The following is a 12850-nucleotide window of genomic DNA, read 5'->3' on the forward strand; positions in this document are numbered from 1 at the left end:
TCCCGGGATATACCGTTGACCGCATGGAACAGCCTGTCGAGCTGGTGGGTAGGGCGCTCGTGGTGGTCGTGGACGATCGCACGGCGCACGGCGAAGAGGATCACAACGGACCGCTGGTCACCGAGCTCCTCATCGAGGCCGGCTTCGTGGTGGACGGCGTGGTGGTGGTGTCCGCCGACGAGGTCGAGATCCGCAACGCGTTGAACACCGCGGTCATCGGCGGTGTCGATCTGGTGGTGTCCGTGGGCGGTACGGGTGTGACACCGCGTGACGTCACGCCGGAGGCCACCCGCGAGATCCTCGACCGTGAGTTGCTGGGCATCGCCGAGGCCCTGCGGGCCTCCGGCCTCTCTGCGGGGATCATCGACGCCGGCCTGTCGCGCGGGCTCGCTGGCGTGTCAGGAAGCACCCTGGTGGTCAACGTCGCTGGGTCGCGCTACGCGGTGCGTGACGGCATGGCGACGCTGAATCCGCTGGCCGTGCAGATCATCGGCCAGCTGTCCAGCCTCGAAATCTGACGTACCTGCCTGTTTGCCGAGAGATGCCTGACGGCATCTTGTGTTAACGCGGTGTGAACTGGGAAAATGGCGAAATGTGATCTTCGTCACACTAGAAGGTGGAAGTGAAGCGTCGCACGCGAGCAGTGGCAAGTTCAGTTAACCAAATATTCGGCGAGGATATTCCTCAGGCCTCCTCCGATGAACGGGATCCCGACGGGTCGCACGATGAGCCCGGCCGCGATGACTGGCTGCGGGATAACGTCCCGCCGCACCACGGTTGATGCCGATCAGCTGGCAATTACCTCGAGATTGGCTGGAGCCGGGCCGCTCCGGGGCTAGCTGGGGCGACCGCCCGGTCGCGGGCCGAATGCTCGTCCGGGATTCCGGACCCGCCGGGGCGACGGGTTGTCCGAGCGCCGCCGGTTGACCGTCCAGCAAACTTCAGTTCACCCGCGGTTGGCCTTTTCGGGCGGCCCGTACGCGTTGCTGCCCCGTTGTGCCCCCGTTATGTTCCTGATGTCACGAACGATGAGCCGTAAATAAGAGCAACATGTGAGGCTTCTCATTTGGTGGTTCTTATGTGACGCATGGTGTCAACATTTGGGCCACGCCACGCGAGACGCCGTGACTACGTAGTTCATGGTGAACGTCTGTTCGCCGCCGACACAGCTAGGAGAGCAGCATGAAGATCTTCACTCGAATGGTGGTGGCGCTCATTGCTGCGTTTGCCGCGCTGTTCGTCGGTTCGGGCACGTCGCAGGCCGGGTTGGACAATGAGTTGAGCCTGGTGGACGGGCAGGGTCGGACCCTGACGATCCAGCAGTGGGACACGTTCCTCAACGGGGTGTTCCCGTTGGACCGCAACCGGTTGACCCGGGAGTGGTTCCATTCGGGCAAGGCGGTGTACTCGGTGTCCGGTGATGGTGCCGATGACTTCGAGGGCACTCTGGAGCTGGGGTATCAGATCGGGTTCCCGTGGTCGCTGGGTGTGGGGATCAACTTCTCCTACACCACCCCGAACGTCGCCCTGGACGCTCAGGACGTCGTCATCACCGGCGGCGGCGGTGTAGGCATCGACCTGTTCCCGCCGATCTCGACGCCGCCGCTGCTGCCGGGTGCGTCGATCTCGGCCAACCTCGGCAATGGTCCGGGTATCCAGGAGGTCGCGACGTTCTCGGTGGATGTCTCGGGTGCCAACGGGGCGGTCGCGGTGTCCAACGCGCACGGCACCGTCACGGGTGCGGCCGGCGGTGTGCTGCTGCGTCCCTACGCCCGGTTGATCGCCTCCACGGGTGACAGCGTCACCACCTACGGCGAACCCTGGAACATGAACTGACCGGCAAATCGGCTGATTACAAGACAGGAAACGATATGAAGGTATTGACCCGGGTGCTCATGGCACTCATGGCCGCGTTTGCCGCGCTGTTCGTCGGCTCGGGCACGTCGCATGCCGGTTTGGACAATGAGCTGAGCCTGGTGGACGGGCAGGGCCGGACCCTGACGATCCAGCAGTGGGACACGTTCCTCAACGGGGTGTTCCCGTTGGACCGCAACCGGTTGACCCGGGAGTGGTTCCATTCGGGCAAGGCCGTCTACGCGGTGACCGGTGCTGATGCCGACAAGTTCGAGGGCACTCTGGAGCTGGGGTATCAGATCGGGTTCCCGTGGTCGCTGGGTGTGGGGATCAACTTCTCCTACACCACCCCGAACGTGGCGCTGGACGCTCAGGACGTCGTCGTCGGCACCGGGATCGACTTCTTCCCGCCGATCTCGACGCCGCCGCTGCTGCCGGGTGCGTCGATCTCGGCCAACCTGGGCAATGGTCCGGGTATCCAGGAGGTCGCGACGTTCTCGGTGGATGTCTCGGGTGCCAACGGGGCGGTCGCGGTGTCCAACGCGCACGGCACCGTCACGGGTGCGGCCGGTGGTGTGCTGCTGCGTCCCTACGCCCGGTTGATCGCCTCCACGGGTGACAGCGTCACCACCTACGGCGAGCCGTGGAACATGAACTGATCTCCTCTCTGCACTGACCAGATCGGCCTCCGGCACATGTCGGGGGCCGATCTGTTTGTGCGGGTGGTTCAGATCCGCGCGAGTGAGGGCAGTGTGTTCGCGCAGGTTTGGCGGGTCCTGTTATCGAGCTGGAGATCTCCTGGGAATGTCGCTGCTCGCGTTGCCGGGCCAATCGGGGCTGAATACCGTTTTCGGCATACCTCAACGGTGAGGAGAACGTGAGAATCCGGTGAACACCTCCTCATCGGGATGGATCCACCGAAAGGCAGAACATGAAGATCTTCGGTCGGGTGCTGATGGCACTCCTCGCTGCGGTGGCGGCGCTGTTCGTCGGTTCCGGTACGTCGCAAGCCGGGTTGGACAATGAGCTGAGTCTGGTCGACGGCAAGGGTCGTACCTTGAACATCCAGCAGTGGGACACGTTCCTCAACGGGGTGTTCCCGTTGGACCGCAACCGGTTGACCCGGGAGTGGTTCCATTCGGGCAAGGCGGTGTACTCGGTCACCGGGGACGGGGCGGACAAGTTCGAGGGCACGCTCGAGCTGGGGTACCAGATCGGGTTCCCGTGGTCGCTGGGTGTGGGGATCAACTTCTCCTACACCACGCCCAACGTCGCTCTGGACGCCCAGGACGTCGTGACGTCGACCGGCATCGACTTCTTCCCGCCGATCTCGACGCCGCCGCTGCTGCCGGGTGCGTCGATCTCGGCCAACTTGGGCAATGGTCCGGGTATCCAGGAGGTCGCGACGTTCTCGGTCGATGTCAGTGGTCCCAACGGCGCGGTCGCGGTCTCCAACGCGCACGGCACCGTCACCGGTGCGGCCGGTGGTGTGCTGCTACGTCCCTACGCGCGGTTGATCTCCAAGGACGGTGACAGTGTCACCACCTACGGCGAGCCGTGGAACATGAATTGACCTGAACCGACCCAATGTCATAGCAAACTGCCCTCGCCGGTGTCGGGGGCAGTTTGCTGTGGTGGGGATCGGATCATCGGCCCTTGACCACCACGGGCGGCGATGCGCGCGGATCGACAGGGGCTCTTGCCAGCGACGCAGCAACATTTCCGGCCGAAGGACGGCGGTCGAATTCGCCGTGACGTCTGCGCCGCAGCCACTTCGCTGATAGGCTGTCGCAAGCATGCCGAAGACGGCGACCACGGCCACGCGTGTGGCCCGCCACCGAGAGATGGGTTGGAGCAAGGTGACATCGAAACTGGTATCCGCAGGAATGGGGATTCTCGCCGGCGCCGCGGCTGTCCTGACCATCGGTGCGGGCAGTGCCGCCGCCGACACGCTCAAGCCGCAGCCCTCTCAGCCCGGCGCGGGACCTGCCGTCGAGGGCGGCGTTCGCGCGCCCGGCATCCAGGGCGAACTTCGGGGCGCGGGCATGGGCGAAGCCATGGCCAACGGGGGTTTGAACGGTGAAGTGCGTGGCTCCAACATGGCCAGGCCGCCCTTCGATGCCTGGTCATTCTCGGGTGCGGGCGGCGACCTGAGCGCCTGCGTCATCGACGGCCCGTACTGCCAATGGTGGATGAGCATCCCGTTCGACGCCAACAACCCGTAGGCGACTCACGACCAAGCGACTTCGGCCCCCGGCACTGCCGGGGGCCGAAGTCGCTTGGGGCGCAGGATTATTCGGGCTCAGCAGCCTTGGCCTCCCACTCGGGGCCGGTGTAGGTGCTGACGTGCTTGCCGGACGGCGCAGCGGAATCGAGTCCGGCGTTCTGCTGCAACAGATCCCGGATCTCGGTGAGCAGCGTCAGCTCGGTCTCCTCCTCTTCCACCTTGCTGTCGCTCTCCTTGAGCTTCTTGTACGGCACGATGATGATGAAGTAGATGACCGCGGCGACGATCAGGAAGTTGATGAAGGCGGTCAGCACCGTGTTCAGGTCGATAAAGAGGTTGTCACCGAGCGGAATTCGCAGGAATCCATGATCCGACTCCGGATTGGCGCCAATCCGGCTGATCAGCGGCTGGACCACATTGTCGGTGAACGCCGTGACCACGGCGGTGAACGCCGCACCGATGATGACGGCCGTGGCCAGGTCGATCACGTTGCCGCGTGCGATGAAATCTTTGAACCCCTTCAGCATGGGGACGCACCTTTCTGTCGTGGGTGTAATGCCCGAATTGACGTTAGTCGCCCAGGATGCTGGATGTCCGGTGCCGGGCATTCCGTGACGCAACCGCAAAATAACCCCGGACCGTTCGACTCAATGCAGTGTCAGTGTGAGGCTCTGCACCAGGCTGGCGCCCGCGACGGCATTGGCGGCGGCGACGGGCAGCGCAACGAGCACGACACGATCGTCGGAAACCGTCGGCGTCCTGGGCCGGGCCGAGACCGACGCGACCACTGCGTTGGTGGCCAGCGTGCGCGCGGCGGCGTCGGGGTCCGAAGCCGGCGCCGCGACGATGTCGACGACGTCGCCGGGCCGCAGCAGATCCGGCAGGGCCTTGTCGGTGACGTGCAGCGGAACCAGTCGGGCGTCGGGTCCGGCCGCGGCCTGCGCGAGCCGGGGCCCGAGGAGGCGGACGTCGGTGATGATCTCGCCGCGCCGGATGGGGCCGGCGGGCGTGGCGCCGACGAAGGCCGCCGGATCTGACTGCGATCCGTCGGGAAGTGTTGATGCCAAACGATTTTCGACGCGAATATCGTCGGCGGTGATGGCCGTGCCCGGCGGGAGGTCGTGGACGGCGATCGCGGCGGGGGCGTGCTCACCGCCGGGCTCTGCGCGGATCGCGATGACCGCCGCGAGGACGACGAGGCCGGCCGCCGCAATGCGGCGGGCTCGTGCGGTATGCACCCAGTCGGGCTGCAGCGCCTGTCGGATCCGGTCGGGCAGCGTCGGGTTCAGGGATTCGGCGCGGCGACTCGGCATGGCGTCACGGTAGGTGCGCCGACCGCACCGGGCCGTGCAGTCTCAGCGTGGTGCTGTGGACAGGGCGGAACTGTGGATCAGCTGGCGACCGCGGCCTTGGCCGAGGTGGTCGAACTCGACGAGGTCGAAGAGCTGGACGAACTGGCGGGCTTGTCGGAACTGGTGCTGGTCGACTTCTCGGTGTTGGTGGAGCTCGAGCTGGATTCCGAGCCGCCGGGAACGCTCGAGGAACCCTTGCCGGCGTCGCGGCTGTCGGTGCGGTAGAAGCCGCTGCCCTTGAACACCACGCCGACCGAGTTGAACAGCTTGCGCAGGCGGCCCGAGCACTTGTTGCACGTGCTCAGCGCGTCGTCGGTGAACGCCTGGACGGCGTCGAACCGATCGTCACATTCGGTACAGACGTAGCTGTAGGTGGGCACGAAAACCTCCGGGAAGGGTCAAGACTTGTTAGCACTCTACCGTGTCAAGTGCTAGAACCGCTATGTGGCCCGCGTCATTCCCGAGCGACGACCGCCGCGCCGCCGCGGTCCGCTTCGGCTGGCCCTGAGCATCCTCGTACTGGTCGCGCTGGTGGTGGCCGCCGTCGCGCTGGCCCGGTGGCTGCGCACCGACCACACGTCGTCCGGTCCGTCGCCGACCTGGACGCCCGGCACGTCCACCACGGCCCCCACGCCCACCGACTCCGCGGCGTTCGACGGCGCCCGGGCGGCGCTGGCTGCGCTTCCGGTCAAGGGGTGGGACCGCACCCAGGACTTCAAGCGGTACCGGTTCGGGAAGGCCTGGAGCGACGACGTCAACGTCGAGTTCGGACACAACGGGTGCAACACCCGTGACGACATCCTGCGTCGCGACCTCAGCGATCTCGAGGTCCGCCGGGGCACCTGCTACGCCGAGCGCGGCACCCTGCACGACCCGTACACCGGCGCGGTCATCACCTTCGTCCGCGGCCCGGACACCTCGAACGCGGTGGAGATCGACCACGTCGTCTCCTTGGCCGACGCCTGGTACAAGGGCGCCCGCGAATGGGACGACCAACGCCGCCTCGACTTCGCCAACGATCCGCGCAACCTGCTGGCGGTCAGCCCGAAAGCCAACTTCGACAAGGCATTCCGCGACGCGGCATCGTGGCTGCCGCCCAATGCGGGGTTCCGCTGTGCTTTCGTCGCCCGTCAGGTCGACGTCAAGAGCGCGTACGGCCTGTGGGTGTCCGCCAAGGAGAAGCAGGCCATGGCGGACGTCCTGGACCGGTGCTGACGGGTCAACCGAGCCGGACCACGCCGCCCCGCGGCGTCAGGGCGTGCGTCATCGCCACGTCGTGCGCTTCGGAGGGCACCGCGTCGAGGAGTTCGTCGTCGCGCACGACGGCCATCAGCGCGGCGCCGGGGTCACACAGCGGCAGCGAACGGTCGTAGAAGCCGGCTCCGCGACCCAGCCGGTGGCCGTGCCGGTCGACGGCGAGTGCGGGGACGAGCACCAGGCCCGCCCGCCCGATTTCCTCCGGGGGCAATGCCGGCCCGCCCGGCTCGAGCAGTCCGTACCGGGCTCGCACCAATTCGCCGGGTCGGTACTCGGCCCACCGCAACGGCAGCGCGGCGCCCGCGCTGTCGCTGGCCGTGATCGGCAACAGCACCCGGGCCCCGGCGTCGCGCAGCGCGTCGAGCATCGACACCGCGCCCGGCTCCCGACCGACCGGCACATATGCGCACACGGTCGCCGGAACCGTCATCGCGCGCACCGTGGCCGTCAGCAGGGCCGCCTCAACGGCGTGACCGGCCGCGTCCAGGGCTTCCCGAGCGGCCAAGTTCTGCCTTCTCATCTGGTCTTTCGACGGTGTCATCGTGGGGACAACCATGACACCGACACCGCGCCCAGACAATCCGGTTATGGTGTCACGGATGAAGAAGGCCGAGGTACCCATTCCGCGTACCGCGATCGTGCCCGCCGCTGGTCTGGGCACCCGATTCCTGCCGGCCACCAAGACCGTTCCCAAGGAGCTGCTGCCCGTCGTCGACACCCCCGGAATCGAACTCGTCGCGACCGAGGCGGCCGAGGCCGGGGCCGAGCGACTGGTGATCGTCACCTCCGCGGGCAAGGACGGCGTCGTCGCCCACTTCGTGGCCGACCTGGTGCTCGAGGGCACATTGGAGGCGCGTGGCAAGACGGCGATGCTGGAGAAGGTGCGGCGGGCTCCGGCGCTGATCAAGGTCGAATCGGTGGTCCAGGACAAGCCGCTGGGGCTGGGGCACGCGGTCCTGTGCGTCGAGCCTGTCCTGGCACCCGACGAAGATGCCGTCGCTGTTCTGCTCCCCGACGACCTGGTGCTGCCCACCGGTGTCCTCGAGACGATGTCGAAGGTCCGCGCCAAGCGCGGCGGCACCGTGCTGTGCGCCATCGAGGTGCCCGAGGACGAGATCAGCGCCTACGGCGTGTTCGACGTCGAGGTGCTGCCCGATGCGGCCAACCCGAACGTGCTCAAGGTCAAGGGCATGGTGGAGAAGCCCAAGACCGAGGACGCGCCGTCGCCGTACGCGGCGGCCGGGCGTTACGTGCTCGACCGGGCGATCTTCGACGCGCTCAGGCGGATCGATCGCGGCGTCGGCGGTGAGATCCAGTTGACCGATGCGATCGCGCTGCTGATCGAGGAGGGTCATCCCGTGCACGTCGTGGTGCACCGCGGGTCCCGACACGACCTGGGAAATCCCGGCGGCTACCTCAAGGCTGCGGTTGACTTTGCGTTGGATCGTGACGACTACGGCCCGGACCTGCGCCGTTGGCTGGTATCGCGGCTGGGCCTCGACGAGCAGTAGCGTCGGCGCCTTCGCGCAGAAAGGTTCTTAGTGCGTTCGGTTGAAGAGCAGCAGGCCCGCGTGCAGGCGGCGGCCGTGGCCCCGAGGCCGGTGCGGGTGGCGATCGCCGAGGCGCAGGGGCTCATGTGCGCCGAAGAGGTGGTGACCGAACGACCGTTGCCCGGCTTCGACCAGGCTGCCATCGACGGCTATGCCGTGCGCAGTGTCGATGTGTTGGCACTGGGCGCCGAGGGCGGTGACGGTGAGGGGCAGGTCAGCCTGCCGGTGATCGCGACCATCGAGGCGGGCGCGCGTACTCCGTCGCGACTGCAGCCCAAGCAAGCCGTTCGGGTGCAGACTGGTGCGCCCATGCCGACGCTGGCCGACGCGGTGCTGCCGCTGCGCTGGACCGACGGCGGGCAGTCCCGGGTGAAGGTGTTGCGCGGGGTCCGGTCGGGGGCCTACGTCCGCCGTGCCGGCGATGACGTCCAGCCCGGTGATGTCGCGGTCCGGGCGGGCACCATCATCGGCGCGGCGCAGGTCGGGTTGTTGGCCGCCGTCGGGCGCGAGCGGGTGCTGGTGCATCCGCGGCCGCGGCTGTCGGTGATCAGCGTGGGCGGCGAACTCGTCGACATCTCCCGCACGCCCGGCAATGGCCAGGTCTACGACGTCAACTCCTATGCCCTGGCCGCCGCAGGCCGGGATGCCGGGGCGGAGGTGAACCGGGTCGGCATCGTCGACAGCGATCCGAAGATCCTGCGCGAAGCGGTCGAGGGTCAGCTGAGCCGTGCCGAGGTCGTCGTGGTGGCCGGTGCGGTCGGTGGGGCCGCCGCCGAGGCGGTGCGGTCGGTGCTCGCGGGCCTCGGCGAGATGGAGGTCGCGCGCATCGCGATGCACCCGGGGTCGGTGCAGGGCTTCGGACAGTTGGGCGCGGACGGCGTTCCGGTCTTCCTGTTGCCCGCCAACCCGGTGAGTGCGCTCGTGGTGTTCGAGGTGATGGTGCGGCCGCTGATCAGGCTGTCGCTGGGTAAGCGTCAGCCGATGCGGCGAATCGTGCAGGCCCGCACGCTGTCGCCGATCGCGACGGTGCCGGGCCGCAAGGGGTTCCTGCGCGGCCAGCTGATGCGTGATCAGGACACCGGCGAGTACCTGGTCCAGGCGCTCGGTGGTACGCCGGGCGCGTCGTCGCACCTGCTGGCGACCCTGGCCGAGGCGAACTGCCTGGTGATAATTCCCAGTGAAGCCGAGCAGATCCGCACGGGTGAGACGGTCGACGTTGCCTTCCTGGCCCAGCGCGGCTGAACCCACGTGAGTTTCCTGCGGGCCGGGAGTGTGCACCCCGGCTGGCCCGAGCTGGTGGGTCCGCTCCGCGTGGCCGCGGGGGTCGTGCGACTACGTCCGGTCCGGATGCGCGACGCGACGCAGTGGAGTCGGCTGCGGCTGGACGATCGGCCGTTCCTCGAACCCTGGGAGCCCACCGCCGAGCTGGAATGGAATGCGCGCCACGGGATTTCGGCCTGGCCGTCGGTGTGCTCGGCGATCCGTGCCGAGGCGCGCCGCGGTCGGATGCTGCCGTACGTCATCGAGGTCGACGGCGAATTCGGCGGTCAGCTGACCATCGGCAACGTGACCCACGGCGCGCTGCGCTCGGCGTGGATCGGGTACTGGGTGCACAGTGCGCTCACGGGTGGGGGAGTGGCCACCGGTGCACTGGCGCTGGGACTGGATCACTGCTTCGGTGCGGTCCGGCTGCACCGGGTGGAGGCGACCGTCCGGCCCGAGAACCTGGCCAGCCGCCGGGTTCTGGCGAAGGCCGGGTTCCGGGAGGAGGGGCTGCTGAAGCGCTACCTCGACGTCGACGGCGGGTGGCGCGATCACCTGCTGATGGGGTTGACCGTCGAGGAGATCAGGGGATCGGTGACCGCGGAGTTGGTGCACGCCGGGCGCGCGCGGTGGGTGTGAGCGTCACCCGGCCGCCGCGTATCCGGCCGCGGCGAGGAGCCACCTTTTGCCCCGATCAGGGCCTGTGGGGTCACCTAACTGGCTCCTCGCGGCGGCTGCAATGACGCCGCTGTTACCAATGTGACATTTGTGGCTCGTGGTGCTTGTCTGAATCGAATTACAGGTGTGTAATTGACCTCGGCGCGTCGTCCTGATTGCGCAGCTCACGACACCTAGCCTGGAGGGGAAAGGAGCAGGCCACCATGCCAAGCATCCCCCAATCACTGTTGTGGATCTCCCTCGTCGTGCTCTGGCTGTTCGTGCTGGTGCCTATGCTCATCAATCGGCGTGACACCGTCCGGCGCACCAGCGACGTCGCCCTGGCGACCCGCGTCCTCAACACCACCCGGGCAGCCCGCCTCATCAGGCGAGGCGGTCCGGCCGCCGGTCACCGCAGCGACCCGCACTGGCGTCCCGAGGCCGACGACGATTTCGAGGACTTCGACGAGGACGACACCGGTCCCGTGGTGGTCACCGGCAAGCCGTCGCGGGTGCGTTCGGTCGCGGTGGTGACCGCGCTGGCCGAAGAGGACGAACCCGACTACCTCGACGTCGACATCGTCGAGGAGAACTCCGGCGCGTTGCCGGTCGCCGAGGAAGTGGCCGAACCGCAGACCGATGAGCTGCCGCTCGAATTCGCCAGTGCCGAAACGGAACCCGAGCCGTCGGTGGCCGACCCTCCGGTGGCCGAGGAGGACGCCGAGACTCAGGACGGCACCGCCGACGAGTACGAGTACGTCGAGGACACCTCCGGTCTGGAGCCCGAGGCCGACGAGCCCGTCGCCCCAGTGGCCGGTCGCGAGGTCCGGTACGCGACGAAGACGGCGGCCGCCGTCAGCGCACGCAAGTACCGGTTCCGCAGCCGCGCGCTGGTCACGATGGCGGCACTGCTGTTGCTCTGCGCCGTGCTGGCCTTCGCGTGGACCCCGACGGCCTGGTACGCGTGTGCCACTCTGGCGGTCGCGACGCTGGGCTATCTGGCGTACCTGCGCCGTCAGACCCGTATCGAGGAGCAGTTGCGCAGACGGCGGATGCAGCGGATGTCGCGTGCGCGGCTGGGCGTGGAGAACACCGATGACCGCGAGCTCGACGTGGTGCCGGCACGGTTGCGCCGCCCCGGGGCTGCGGTGCTCGAGATCGACGACGAGGACCCCGTCTTCGAGCATCTCGAGTATACGTCGTTCGCCCGCGAATACGACCTGCCACGCGCATCGGGGCAGTGACCCGCTGGTTTCGGATTGATCCTGGTGGGCTGGTAGCCTGCTAGCGACCAAGGGGCTATGGCGCAGTTGGTAGCGCGACTCGTTCGCATCGAGTAGGTCAGGGGTTCGATTCCCCTTAGCTCCACATTTGTGATGAGTCGCGTCATCGGTGACAGATGAGTCGCGACATGGGTTACAGATCGCCCCGGCCGTCGACTGATGCGTTTAACCGGCACTCTCGGTCACTGCGCAGGGCACCGACGAGTGATCAGTACGCGTCCCCGACGACGGGCGGGCCTTTGGTTGTCGGCCACCGGGTGCGCGAGGGTCAGAGGTTGATTTCACACCCGGTGGCCCGTCTCGACGCTCCACCGAACGCGGCGGGCTGTCAATGGATCCAGAGAACCGGACCGATCCGGGCAGCGGGACCAGATCCCGGTATCCGCACATGTGAATTGTGTTGTTGCACAAGATAAATCGAATACTCGCTGGCCGAGCGCGGTGGACAGCCCCGCGAAATCGGTCCTCCTGCCGATCCATCCACGGCCGGTGCGTTGCGTATTCCCGGATCATTTGCTTGTGTACGGGGCATAATGGCCAGCGCCGCGGCAGCGTCGGTGTTCGGTATGCGTCTCGTCAGCGGTTCGGCTCCACCGATCGTCGCGAATACTGGCCCTGTTCGTGAGCCTCCACTGCCTCACTGCAGCTAGGGCGGCGGTCTTTGTCGTGACGACATGACTGCTGAGTCCTGATTTGTGCGTTGCGGATCTGGGACGCGACTGTTATCCGTTGCTGCTCGTGCTGATTCACCGCTTGTGTGAGCGTCATTGCCGGGCCACGAGAAAGCTGACGAAGTCCGACATTTTGGCTGGCCGCTGCTGCGCGGCGGTGGCGTCGATGGGTGCGGCGGTGATTCACTTCGCTGTCACGCCGATGCATTGGCGGGATTGGTTGCCGTCGGGCGTGTTTTTCGCGGTCCTTGGCCAGTTTTCAGCTGGTGTGGGGTTTGGTGCGGCCGCGGCAGAACGCCTGGGTGCTGGCCGCCGGGATTGCGGCGAATGTGGGTGCGGCCGGATTGTGGGTGATGTCCCGTATCAGTGGGCCGCCGGTCGGGCCGTCGGCAGGTCAGCTCTGAACTGCGGGGGCAGCCGGGAGATCGTGTTCTGCTGCTTCAGCTTTATGTCGTCATGGGGGCCGGGTGGGCGTGGTCACGCACGCACCAGCCCGAAGAGGTGTCCGGTTTTCGGGCGGGCGATGGTGCTCATGGGGCTAACACCATCGTGGCTGGGGCGGTCACGTTGGGCTTGGCGGCCAGCTTGCAGGGCCACCATCACCATCACCATGGGGCAGCTGCCGAGGCGCAGGAGGGCCATCATTCCCATCACGAGGCGCACATGGACGGCGATGCCCACATGGAGAGCCACATGGATGGCGCGCACATGACGGCGACGCTCACATGGATGCAGA

16 protein-coding genes and 1 tRNA gene are annotated in these 12850 nt (G+C 67.1%); 12 read left to right on the top strand and 5 right to left on the bottom strand.

Annotated features, from left to right (window positions below):
- Nucleotides 1-23 precede the first annotated feature (23 nt).
- The 5 genes from U0R18_RS07890 (at nt 24) to U0R18_RS07910 (ending at nt 4079) form a co-directional block, all read left to right on the top strand.
- On the top strand, nt 24-518 hold the full coding sequence (locus U0R18_RS07890) for a MogA/MoaB family molybdenum cofactor biosynthesis protein (protein WP_526367669.1): 495 nt from the start codon (nt 24-26) through the stop codon (nt 516-518).
- A gap of 664 nt (nt 519-1182) precedes the next feature.
- Complete coding sequence (gene mspA, locus U0R18_RS07895) at nt 1183-1836, top strand: porin MspA (protein WP_526367670.1); 654 nt, start codon at nt 1183-1185, stop codon at nt 1834-1836.
- A 35-nt stretch (nt 1837-1871) separates the two neighbouring features.
- Complete coding sequence (mspA, locus tag U0R18_RS07900) at nt 1872-2513, top strand: porin MspA (RefSeq protein ID WP_526367671.1); 642 nt, start codon at nt 1872-1874, stop codon at nt 2511-2513.
- Between the two features lie 272 nt (nt 2514-2785).
- On the top strand, nt 2786-3427 hold the full coding sequence (mspA, locus tag U0R18_RS07905) for a porin MspA (protein ID WP_526367672.1): 642 nt from the start codon (nt 2786-2788) through the stop codon (nt 3425-3427).
- A gap of 286 nt (nt 3428-3713) precedes the next feature.
- Complete coding sequence (locus U0R18_RS07910) at nt 3714-4079, top strand: hypothetical protein (protein WP_526367673.1); 366 nt, start codon at nt 3714-3716, stop codon at nt 4077-4079.
- Nucleotides 4080-4146: 67 nt separating this feature from the next.
- Here U0R18_RS07910 and mscL read toward each other — a convergent pair whose 3' ends face one another.
- The 3 genes from mscL to U0R18_RS07925 form a co-directional block, all read right to left on the bottom strand.
- On the bottom strand, nt 4147-4608 hold the full coding sequence (gene mscL / locus U0R18_RS07915) for a large-conductance mechanosensitive channel protein MscL (protein WP_526367674.1): 462 nt from the start codon (nt 4606-4608) through the stop codon (nt 4147-4149).
- Between the two features lie 120 nt (nt 4609-4728).
- Nucleotides 4729-5394, bottom strand: a complete 666-nt coding sequence (locus U0R18_RS07920; RefSeq protein ID WP_526367675.1) for an SAF domain-containing protein — start codon at nt 5392-5394, stop codon at nt 4729-4731.
- Nucleotides 5395-5471: 77 nt separating this feature from the next.
- Nucleotides 5472-5813: an FmdB family zinc ribbon protein gene (locus U0R18_RS07925; protein ID WP_526367676.1), complete on the bottom strand. Its 342-nt coding sequence runs from the start codon at nt 5811-5813 to the stop codon at nt 5472-5474.
- A gap of 64 nt (nt 5814-5877) precedes the next feature.
- Between U0R18_RS07925 and U0R18_RS07930 the strand changes: the two genes are divergently transcribed.
- On the top strand, nt 5878-6648 hold the full coding sequence (locus U0R18_RS07930) for a GmrSD restriction endonuclease domain-containing protein (RefSeq protein ID WP_526367677.1): 771 nt from the start codon (nt 5878-5880) through the stop codon (nt 6646-6648).
- Between the two features lie 4 nt (nt 6649-6652).
- Here the strand turns inward: U0R18_RS07930 and U0R18_RS07935 are convergent, their stop codons facing one another.
- On the bottom strand, nt 6653-7231 hold the full coding sequence (locus U0R18_RS07935) for a 5-formyltetrahydrofolate cyclo-ligase (RefSeq protein ID WP_526367678.1): 579 nt from the start codon (nt 7229-7231) through the stop codon (nt 6653-6655).
- Between the two features lie 58 nt (nt 7232-7289).
- On the opposite strand from U0R18_RS07935, the gene U0R18_RS07940 reads away from it, so the two are divergent.
- From U0R18_RS07940 to U0R18_RS07965, 6 genes are all read left to right on the top strand, one after another.
- Entirely contained in the window at nt 7290-8201 is a 912-nt protein-coding gene (locus U0R18_RS07940) for a UTP--glucose-1-phosphate uridylyltransferase (RefSeq protein WP_526367679.1), read from the top strand.
- A 30-nt stretch (nt 8202-8231) separates the two neighbouring features.
- Nucleotides 8232-9482, top strand: a complete 1251-nt coding sequence (glp, locus tag U0R18_RS07945) for a molybdotransferase-like divisome protein Glp (RefSeq protein WP_526367680.1) — start codon at nt 8232-8234, stop codon at nt 9480-9482.
- 6 nt (nt 9483-9488) lie between these two features.
- Nucleotides 9489-10142: a GNAT family N-acetyltransferase gene (locus U0R18_RS07950; protein ID WP_526367681.1), complete on the top strand. Its 654-nt coding sequence runs from the start codon at nt 9489-9491 to the stop codon at nt 10140-10142.
- Nucleotides 10143-10384: 242 nt separating this feature from the next.
- Nucleotides 10385-11404, top strand: coding sequence for a divisome protein SepX/GlpR (gene sepX / locus U0R18_RS07955; RefSeq protein WP_526367682.1), 1020 nt, complete (start codon nt 10385-10387; stop codon nt 11402-11404).
- Between the two features lie 51 nt (nt 11405-11455).
- Nucleotides 11456-11528: transfer RNA gene (locus U0R18_RS07960), tRNA-Ala, on the top strand.
- A gap of 852 nt (nt 11529-12380) precedes the next feature.
- Nucleotides 12381-12518, top strand: a complete 138-nt coding sequence (locus U0R18_RS07965) for a hypothetical protein (protein WP_526367683.1) — start codon at nt 12381-12383, stop codon at nt 12516-12518.
- Between the two features lie 73 nt (nt 12519-12591).
- On the opposite strand, the gene U0R18_RS07970 is transcribed toward U0R18_RS07965, so the two are convergent.
- Entirely contained in the window at nt 12592-12795 is a 204-nt protein-coding gene (locus U0R18_RS07970; RefSeq protein ID WP_526367684.1) for a hypothetical protein, read from the bottom strand.
- Between the last annotated feature and the right edge of the window lie 55 nt (nt 12796-12850).

Source organism: Mycobacterium sp. (assembly GCF_046330795.1).
In the GTDB taxonomy this organism is placed as follows: Bacteria; Actinomycetota; Actinomycetes; order Mycobacteriales; family Mycobacteriaceae; genus Mycobacterium.

Coding starts and splice junctions, on each gene's coding strand:
- U0R18_RS07890 (WP_526367669.1), top strand. CDS start 24: ATGGAACAGCCTGTCGAGCTGGTGGGTAGGGCGCTCGTGGTGGTCGTG.
- mspA (WP_526367670.1), top strand. CDS start 1,183: ATGAAGATCTTCACTCGAATGGTGGTGGCGCTCATTGCTGCGTTTGCC.
- mspA (WP_526367671.1), top strand. CDS start 1,872: ATGAAGGTATTGACCCGGGTGCTCATGGCACTCATGGCCGCGTTTGCC.
- mspA (WP_526367672.1), top strand. CDS start 2,786: ATGAAGATCTTCGGTCGGGTGCTGATGGCACTCCTCGCTGCGGTGGCG.
- mscL (WP_526367674.1), bottom strand. CDS start 4,608: ATGCTGAAGGGGTTCAAAGATTTCATCGCACGCGGCAACGTGATCGAC.
- U0R18_RS07920 (WP_526367675.1), bottom strand. CDS start 5,394: ATGCCGAGTCGCCGCGCCGAATCCCTGAACCCGACGCTGCCCGACCGG.
- U0R18_RS07935 (WP_526367678.1), bottom strand. CDS start 7,231: ATGACACCGTCGAAAGACCAGATGAGAAGGCAGAACTTGGCCGCTCGG.
- U0R18_RS07940 (WP_526367679.1), top strand. CDS start 7,290: ATGAAGAAGGCCGAGGTACCCATTCCGCGTACCGCGATCGTGCCCGCC.
- sepX (WP_526367682.1), top strand. CDS start 10,385: ATGCCAAGCATCCCCCAATCACTGTTGTGGATCTCCCTCGTCGTGCTC.